This is a genomic window from Pseudonocardia sp. SID8383, assembly GCF_009864975.1.
Lineage (GTDB): Bacteria > Actinomycetota > Actinomycetes > Mycobacteriales > Pseudonocardiaceae > Pseudonocardia > Pseudonocardia alni.
This window is the reverse complement of sequence record NZ_WWFY01000758.1, coordinates 1-7,439: the sequence shown is the minus strand read 5'-3', so window position 1 is coordinate 7,439 and position 7,439 is coordinate 1. Positions and strand designations below refer to the sequence as shown.

Genomic DNA, 7,439 nt, shown 5'->3' with positions numbered 1-7,439 from the left:
GGGGAGCGGGTGCCGGCGGGGCGGGCGCGACCGGTGGTGCCGGGGGCAGTGCGGGCTCCTCCCGGCCGGCCGCGGTCAGCGACACCGCGGACACGGTCCCGGCGGTGGTCAGGACCGCGATCCCCGCGGTCAGCAGGGCGTGCATTCCGGGCAGGCGCACGACGTCCCCCTCGGTCTCGGTCGTCGAAGCTCGGCCCGGACGGATGTGGTGCGCGGCCGTCCGGGTGATGGGAGCCGTTCGACGATGGCTGTACGTCACCTGTGCGTCGTGCGACGGAGTATGCCTTACGCCCATCGGAGCAGTGACGGAGACTGAGGGTGATCGTTCCTGGTGGGTGTCGTGTCCTGGTCCCGGGGTGGGTACGGGATCATGGTCGTCGGCACGGACGAACTGGAGGCGATCATCGCGACCGAGGCCGTCGAGACCGGCCCCGGGCCCCGTCGCGCCGGGCGGGCGACCGCGGCCCGCACCCGCATCGTCGGGTGGGTCCTGCTGCTCGTGCTGGCGTCGCTGGGCGTCGTCACGCTGCTGACCTGGATGCTGCTGATCGACGAGACCGACCGCCGGATCGACGACGCGCTGAACTCCGAGATCGCCGAGTTCGCCCGCGTCACCGAGACCGGCGTCAACCCGACGACCGGCCAGCCGTACTCCTCGGTCGACGAGATCCTGCGGTCGGTGATCGCCGCCAACGTCGCGCGGCCGAACGAGAAGTTCCTCGGCTACCTCGACGGGCGCTTCCGCTGGGAGTCCCGGCGGACCAGCCCGCGGGTGCTGCTGCGCGAGGACCCGGCGTTCGCCGCGCTGGTCGCGGACGTCCGCCGTCCCACCCGCGGCTCCTACCTCAGCTCGGCGGGGGAGGTGCGCTGGTCGGCACTGCCGGTCGGGCTCGCCGGCGACCCACAGCGCGGCGTCATCGTGATCGGCTACTTCACCGAGCGCGAGCACGGCTTCGCCCACGAGGCCGCGCGGCTGATGGGGCTGGTCGGGTTCGGGACGGCGCTGCTGTCGGCGGTCGGGGCGTGGCTGGTGGCCGGGCGCATCCTGCGGCCGCTGCGCGACGTCGCCGCGACGGCCCGCACCATCACCGGGCGGGACCTGTCGCGCAGGGTGCCGCAGCGGGCCCGGGCCCGCGACGAGATCGCCGAGCTGGCCACCACGCTGAACGCGATGCTCGACCGGGTGCAGAGCGGGATGGTGTCCCAGCGGCGGTTCGTCGACGACGCCGGGCACGAGCTGCGCACCCCGATCACCATCGTCCGGGGGCACCTCGGGGTGCTCGACCCGCGCGACCCCGACGACGTCGCCGAGACCGTCGCCCTGGTCGACGACGAGCTGGAGCGCATGAACCGGCTGGTGTCGGAGATGCTCGCGCTGACCCGGGCCGAGCAGCCGTCGCTGCTGCGGACCGAGACCGTCGACGTCGGCGTGCTGACCCGGGAGCTGTTCGAGAAGCTGACCGGCCTCGCCGACCGGGACTGGCGGCTGGAGTCGGTGGCCGCGGTGCGGTGCCGGCTGGACCCGCAGCGGATCACCCAGGCCGTCGTCGCGCTGGCCGACAACGCGACCCGGTTCACCGGTAACGGCGACCGGATCGCGCTCGGCTCGGAGGCGGTCGACGGGCGGGTGCGGATCTGGGTGGCCGACTCCGGACCGGGCGTCGCACCGGAGGACCGGCACCGGGTGTTCCGGCGCTTCGCGCGCGGCGACGACGCGCCCCGCTCCGACGGCGCCGGTCTCGGGCTGTCCATCGTCGAGGCCATCGCGACGACACACGGCGGCCGCGTGCTGCTCGAGAGCACACCCGGGCACGGGGCGACCTTCACGCTGGACCTGCCGAGGAGCGAGACGTGAGCAGCCGGATCCTGGTGGCCGAGGACGAGCCGCGCATCGCGTCGTTCGTGAAGAAGGGCCTGGTCGGGGCCGGGTTCGAGGTCACGGTCGTCGCCGACGGGGCCGGTGTGCACGACCACGCCGTGACCGGTGGGTTCGACCTGCTGGTGCTCGACATCGGGTTGCCGGGGATGGACGGCTTCGAGGTCCTGCGCCGGCTGCGGGCGGCGGGCAGCGCCGTCCCGGTGATCATCCTGACCGCGCGCGACAGCGTGCACGACACCGTCGCCGGGCTGACCGGCGGCGCCGACGACTACATGGCCAAGCCGTTCCGGTTCGAGGAGCTGGTGGCCCGGATCCGGCTGCGGCTGGAGCGCGCCCGTCCCGTCCCGGACCCGGACGTGCTGACCTTCCACGGGCTCGAGCTCGACCCCCGTACCCGGCACGTGAGCGTGCACGGCCGCACCGTCGAGCTGTCGGCGCGCGAGTGCGCGCTGGCCGAGACGTTCCTGCGTCACCCGGGCCAGGTGCTGTCCCGCGACCAGCTGCTCCGGCTGGTGTGGGGGCCCGCCGAGTCGGGGGCGTCGTCCAACGTCGTGGACGTCTACGTCCGCTACCTGCGCCGCAAGCTCGGCGCCGGCTGGATCGCGACCGTGCGCGGCGCGGGCTACCGGCTCGAACCGGGCTGAGCGGACCCGACTACCCTGGTCGTCCGTGTCCCTCACCCTCGGCATCGTCGGCCTGCCCAACGTCGGCAAGTCGACCCTGTTCAACGCGCTGACCCGCAACGACGTGCTGGCCGCGAACTACCCGTTCGCGACGATCGAGCCCAACGTCGGCGTCGTCCCGCTCCCCGACGCGCGCCTGGGGACGCTGGCCGAGATCTTCTCGTCGGAGAAGATCATCCCGGCGTCGGTGTCCTTCGTCGACATCGCCGGCATCGTCAAGGGCGCGTCCGAGGGCGCGGGCCTGGGCAACAAGTTCCTCGCGAACATCCGTGAGTCCGACGCGATCTGCCAGGTCGTGCGCGTCTTCGACGACCCGGACGTGGTGCACGTCGACGGCCGCATCGACGCCGCGAGCGACATCGAGACGATCGCGACCGAGCTGGTCCTGGCCGACCTGCAGACGCTGGAGAAGGCGATCCCGCGGCTGGAGAAGGAGGCCCGCACCCAGAAGGACCGCAAGCCGGTCCTGGACGCCGCGAACGCCGCCGTCGCGATCCTCAACGAGGGCCGGACGCTGTTCCAGGCGAAGGCCGACACCGAGCTGCTGCGCGAGCTGACCCTGCTCACCACGAAGCCGTTCCTCTACGTCTTCAACGCCGACGAGGCCGTCCTCACCGACGACGCCCGGCGCACGGAGCTCACCGAGCTCGTCGCCCCCGCCCAGGCGGTGTTCCTCGACGCCAAGGTCGAGGCCGAGCTGCTGGAGCTCGACGACTCCTCCGCCGCCGAGCTGCTGGAGTCCATCGGGCAGGACGAGCCGGGCCTGGCCCAGCTCGCACGGGCCGGGTTCTCCACCCTCGGGCTGCAGACCTACCTGACCGCCGGGCCCAAGGAGTCGCGCGCCTGGACCATCCCGCAGGGCGCCACCGCGCCGCAGGCGGCCGGGGTCATCCACACCGACTTCGAGCGGGGCTTCATCAAGGCCGAGATCGTCTCCTTCGACGACCTGGTCGCCGCGGGATCGATGAACGCCGCGAAGTCCGCGGGCAAGGTGCGGATGGAGGGGAAGGACTACGTCATGCACGACGGCGACGTGGTCGAGTTCCGCTTCAACGTCTGACCCGCGGCGGTCCCGCCCGTCGTCCCTCATCAGAAGGGGTGACGATCCGGCGTACACGCTGACCGTCGTCGCGCCACCCACGACACTGTGGGCCGGCCCCGGGGCGGGGCCGGTGCGACCGGCTGGGGGAACGACGATGGGCATGGGCAGCTTCGCCGTGGCGGCCGTCGTCGCCGCCGTGTTCGCCACCAGCGCGTGCGCCGCCGCGTCCGGCGCCGAGCGGGTCACCACCCCGGAGTCCGCGGCCGCTTCGGTGTCCGTCCCGTTCGCGCCCGCCGCCGGTGTGCTGTCCCGGGCCGAGCCGGGTGCGGCGGTGGACGGCGCGATCGTCGCGGCCCGCCGGGCGATGGACCGGACTGCGGCCGCCGAGGCGCGGGCGGCGGAGGAGAGCCGGGCGAGGACGTCCGGTGACGACTGCGCGGCACGGGCGATGGCCGCCGGGCGGTTCGACCCGTCGTGCTCGGCATACCAGGGGTATCTCGACCCGGGCACGTCCGCGGGCCGGGCGCCGACCAGCGGCGAGACCCAGATGCAGTACCTGTGCGAGCGGGGTCTGGTGCCCCGGAGCGACTGCTGACCCGTCGCGGCGCCCGGCGCGACGTCACCGGCGGGGGCGCTCCGCTGCCGGTCCGGTTCGACGGGGCCCGCTGCCGCCCGATCTCCCGACGCGCTGTCTCATATCGCGACACCGCAGTGTGTCCCACGCCACTACCGTCGGATCCGCCGTGACGATCACCCGGGTCCGGGCTCGTGACGGTTCCGCGCCCGACCCGGTGACGCGGCCCGACCGACACGGGGGAACCCACATGGCCGAGCAGGTCCACCGGTTGATCTACCGCAGTCACAGCACGGTGCCGCGCGAGCGCCGCGACGAGGTTCTCGCCGAGATCTTCGACGTGGCCCGGTCGAAGAACAAGAAGGCCGGTGTCACCGGGGCGCTGCTGATCTCCGACAACTGGTTCGTCCAGACCCTGGAGGGCGACGAGACGGTCGTCACCGAGCTCTTCGAGAAGATCCGGGAGGACGACCGGCACACCGATGTGTCGGTCGTCGAGTCGGCGACGGTGGAGGACCGGGTGTTCTCCCGCTGGTCGATGGCCCGCATCTCCCCGATCGGGCGCTCGGACATCCCGCTGCACGACGTCGAGGGCCGCATCCGGCCCGCCGCGCCGGACCAGCCCGGGCGGGGGCAGCAGGACCTGCTCACCCGGATGCGGAACACCATCGGCGCCGACTTCGTCTGACCCCGCTCACCGCAGCGGGATGTCGACACCCCGCTCGGACTCGGGGCGCGGGCCGTGGATCCGCCGCTCCGCCTCGGTGATCGGGACGTCGTTGATGCTGGCCTCGCGCCGCCGCATGAGTCCCAGCTCGTCGAACTCCCACAGCTCGTTTCCGTAGCTGCGCCACCATCGGCCGTCGGCGTCGCGGGACTCGTACTGGAATCGGACGGCGATGCGGTTGTCGTCGAACGCCCACAGGCTCTTGCGCAGCGCGTAGTCCTGCTCGCGCTGCCACTTCGCCGTCAGCAGCTCGACGATCTCCTGCCGGCCGGTGGCGAAGGTGTCGCGGTTGCGCCACACCGAGTCCGGTGTGTACGCGCCCGCGACGCGCTCGGGGTCCCGGGTGTTCCAGGCGTCCTCGGCGGCCTGCACCTTCTGGCGCGCGGTCTCCGCGGTGAACGGCGGGTAGGGCGGACGGCCATCGGTCACGACTGTCTCCTCGGTCAGTCGAGAACGAGCGTTCTCGATCTGCTCCGGTAAGGTAGGGAACGATCGTTCTCGATGTCAAGGAGGTCATCGGTGCCCGCGGCCATCACCGAGGAGCAGGCCCGTCTCGACCGGGACGCCCTGCTGGACGCAGCGGAGCTGCTGTTCTACGAGCGCGGCATCCGGGCCGTCGGGATGGACCAGGTCAGGTCGGCGTCGGGGCTCCCGCTCACGCGGATCTACCGGGACTTCCCGTCCAAGGAGGACCTCGTCGTCGCGGTGCTCCGTCGGCGCGACGAGCGCTGGCGAGGCGACCTGGCGGCGTACGTGACCCGGGTCGGGGACCCGCGGCAGCGGCTGCTCGCCGTCTTCGACTGGCTGGGGGAGTGGTTCACCCGGCCCGGGTTCCGCGGCTGCGCGTGGATCAACGCCTACGGCGAGCTCGGCAGCACCTCGGAGCCGGTGCTGCGCGAGGTGCGCAGCCACAAGGAGCTGTTCCACCGGCAGCTCGGGGAGTGGGCGTCGGCGGCCGGCGTGGATCCCGTCGAGCCGGTCTGCCTGCTCGCGGAGGGGGCGATGGTGACCGCGGCGATCGGCGGGAGCCCGGATCCGGCGCGGCAGGCGCGGGCGGCGGTGGCGGTGCTGCTGCCCTGACCGGCGGTCACTGCGACCAGGCCGCCGTCATCACCGTGGACAGCGGCTCCAGCTCCGCGACCAGCTCGTCGAGCTCCGCGTCGGACAGGGCCGCGTACGGCGGCGCGGCGAGCTCGTCGGTCAGCGCCTCCACGCGCGCCGTGACCTCCCGGCCCGCGTCGGTGAGCCACCCGTCGTCGTCGACCAGGCCGCGTCGCCGCAGACCGGACATGACATCGGCCAGCCGGGCTGCCGGCAGGTGGTGCACGCGCCCGAACGTCTCCGGCGGGTGGACGCCCATGTCCAGCGCGGACAACAGGTGGGCCTCGGTGCCACCGATCCGCTCGGTGAGCAGGGCGGTGACGTGCCCGTCGCCGCGGTGCTCGCGCAGCGTCGTCGCGGACTGCCACAGCCGGGTCAGCGGGTCGCCGGGGACCTCCAGGGTGCGCATCCCCGCGTACATCACCCGGCCCTCGGTGGGGGCGCTCGTCGCGGCGGTGGTGAGCAGGTCGGCGGCCCGGGCCACGCCGGGCGAACCGGACAGCTCGGCGCCGAGGATCCGGCGCAGCGCCGCGACGCTGCCCCGTCGCCACGCGGCGAAGGACTCCTCCGGCGGGACCGTCGCCCAGGCGCTCGGGATGTGCCGGGCGGCCTCGCCGTCGGCGAAGCTGTAGAACGCCGCGTGTACGACCTCGGCCGGGACCCGGCCGAGCGGCGCGGCCCGGCTCGCGAAGTAGCCGTCCCAGTAGGTGCGGTGGCCGAGCGCGGCCAGCTCCTCGTTCGGCTCGTCGGCGAGGTAGGTGGCCAGGCAGATCGGCTCGGTCAGCCCGAACATGCGGCGTGCGGTGTGTGCGGAGGGCATGACCGGTACGACCGGGAGGGCGTCCGGAAGTGATCGGTCACCCGGGCCGGGTGGTGGACCGGCCGGCCGACCTCACCTCCCGCGACGGGCTGATCACGCACCCGAGGATCCGCCCGGTGCGGTGACGGCAAGGGTCCAGCCGTCGACATCGCAGCGGCCGCCGGAGCCCTCGCCCGCGGCGACGACGGTCCCGTCGGCCCGCAGCCCGATCGTGTGCGCCGACCCGGCGGCGACGGCCACCACGTCCCGCCAGGTCCCGACGGCGCACTGTCCGAGGTCGTCGTCCCCGGCGGCGACGGCCGTCCCGTCCGCACGCAGCCCCACCGTGTGACCGCTGCCCGCGGACACCGCGACGACGTCGTGCCATCCCGCGAGGTCGCCGCCGCCCCGCCCGGTGGCCACGACCGTGCCGTCGGCCCGCAGCCCCACGGTGTGCAGGTATCCGGCGGACACCGCGACCAGGTCGTGCCATCCGCCGACCGCGCACTGGCCGTACCGGTCGTTGCCGGTGGCGACCGCGGTGCCGTCGTCGCACAGCCCGACGGAGTGCCAGTCGCCGCAGCTCAGAGCCCGGACCCCGCGCCACCCGTCGACCGCGCACGCGCCCTCGGCG

General features: G+C 73.6%; 8 protein-coding genes and 1 pseudogene. 6 read left to right on the top strand and 3 right to left on the bottom strand.

Features of this window, described 5'->3' with window-relative positions; all coding sequences use genetic code 11:
- Positions 1 to 370 precede the first annotated feature (370 nt).
- The 5 genes from GTW08_RS18380 to GTW08_RS18360 all read left to right on the top strand — a co-directional run bounded on the left by GTW08_RS18380 (position 371) and on the right by GTW08_RS18360 (position 4,866).
- Positions 371 to 1,855: a sensor histidine kinase gene (locus GTW08_RS18380; protein WP_083659019.1), complete on the top strand. Its 1,485-nt coding sequence runs from the start codon at positions 371 to 373 to the stop codon at positions 1,853 to 1,855.
- On the top strand, positions 1,852 to 2,523 hold the full coding sequence (locus GTW08_RS18375) for a response regulator transcription factor (RefSeq protein WP_073577707.1): 672 nt from the start codon (positions 1,852 to 1,854) through the stop codon (positions 2,521 to 2,523). Before GTW08_RS18380 ends, GTW08_RS18375 begins: the two co-directional genes overlap by 4 nt.
- 25 nt (positions 2,524 to 2,548) lie before the next feature.
- Positions 2,549 to 3,622, top strand: a complete 1,074-nt coding sequence (ychF, locus tag GTW08_RS18370; RefSeq protein WP_073577708.1) for a redox-regulated ATPase YchF — start codon at positions 2,549 to 2,551, stop codon at positions 3,620 to 3,622.
- A gap of 142 nt (positions 3,623 to 3,764) precedes the next feature.
- Complete coding sequence (locus GTW08_RS18365; RefSeq protein WP_073577709.1) at positions 3,765 to 4,199, top strand: hypothetical protein; 435 nt, start codon at positions 3,765 to 3,767, stop codon at positions 4,197 to 4,199.
- Positions 4,200 to 4,428: 229 nt separating this feature from the next.
- Entirely contained in the window at positions 4,429 to 4,866 is a 438-nt protein-coding gene (locus tag GTW08_RS18360) for a BLUF domain-containing protein (RefSeq protein WP_073577710.1), read from the top strand.
- Positions 4,867 to 4,872: 6 nt separating this feature from the next.
- On the opposite strand, the gene GTW08_RS18355 is transcribed toward GTW08_RS18360, so the two are convergent.
- Positions 4,873 to 5,334: a nuclear transport factor 2 family protein gene (locus GTW08_RS18355; RefSeq protein WP_073577711.1), complete on the bottom strand. Its 462-nt coding sequence runs from the start codon at positions 5,332 to 5,334 to the stop codon at positions 4,873 to 4,875.
- A 90-nt stretch (positions 5,335 to 5,424) separates the two neighbouring features.
- Between GTW08_RS18355 and GTW08_RS18350 the strand changes: the two genes are divergently transcribed.
- Positions 5,425 to 5,985, top strand: coding sequence for a TetR/AcrR family transcriptional regulator (locus GTW08_RS18350; RefSeq protein ID WP_073577712.1), 561 nt, complete (start codon positions 5,425 to 5,427; stop codon positions 5,983 to 5,985).
- A 7-nt stretch (positions 5,986 to 5,992) separates the two neighbouring features.
- Here the strand turns inward: GTW08_RS18350 and GTW08_RS18345 are convergent, their stop codons facing one another.
- Both GTW08_RS18345 and GTW08_RS18340 read right to left on the bottom strand, forming a co-directional pair.
- The gene (locus tag GTW08_RS18345) at positions 5,993 to 6,826 is read right to left on the bottom strand and encodes an SCO6745 family protein (protein WP_100879674.1); all 834 of its coding nucleotides are present in this window, start codon (positions 6,824 to 6,826) and stop codon (positions 5,993 to 5,995) included.
- 93 nt (positions 6,827 to 6,919) lie between these two features.
- A pseudogene (locus GTW08_RS18340) lies at positions 6,920 to 7,439 on the bottom strand (chromosome condensation regulator); the annotation flags it as partial.

Coding starts and splice junctions, on each gene's coding strand:
- GTW08_RS18380 (WP_083659019.1), top strand. CDS start 371: ATGGTCGTCGGCACGGACGAACTGGAGGCGATCATCGCGACCGAGGCC.
- GTW08_RS18365 (WP_073577709.1), top strand. CDS start 3,765: ATGGGCAGCTTCGCCGTGGCGGCCGTCGTCGCCGCCGTGTTCGCCACC.
- GTW08_RS18360 (WP_073577710.1), top strand. CDS start 4,429: ATGGCCGAGCAGGTCCACCGGTTGATCTACCGCAGTCACAGCACGGTG.
- GTW08_RS18345 (WP_100879674.1), bottom strand. CDS start 6,826: ATGCCCTCCGCACACACCGCACGCCGCATGTTCGGGCTGACCGAGCCG.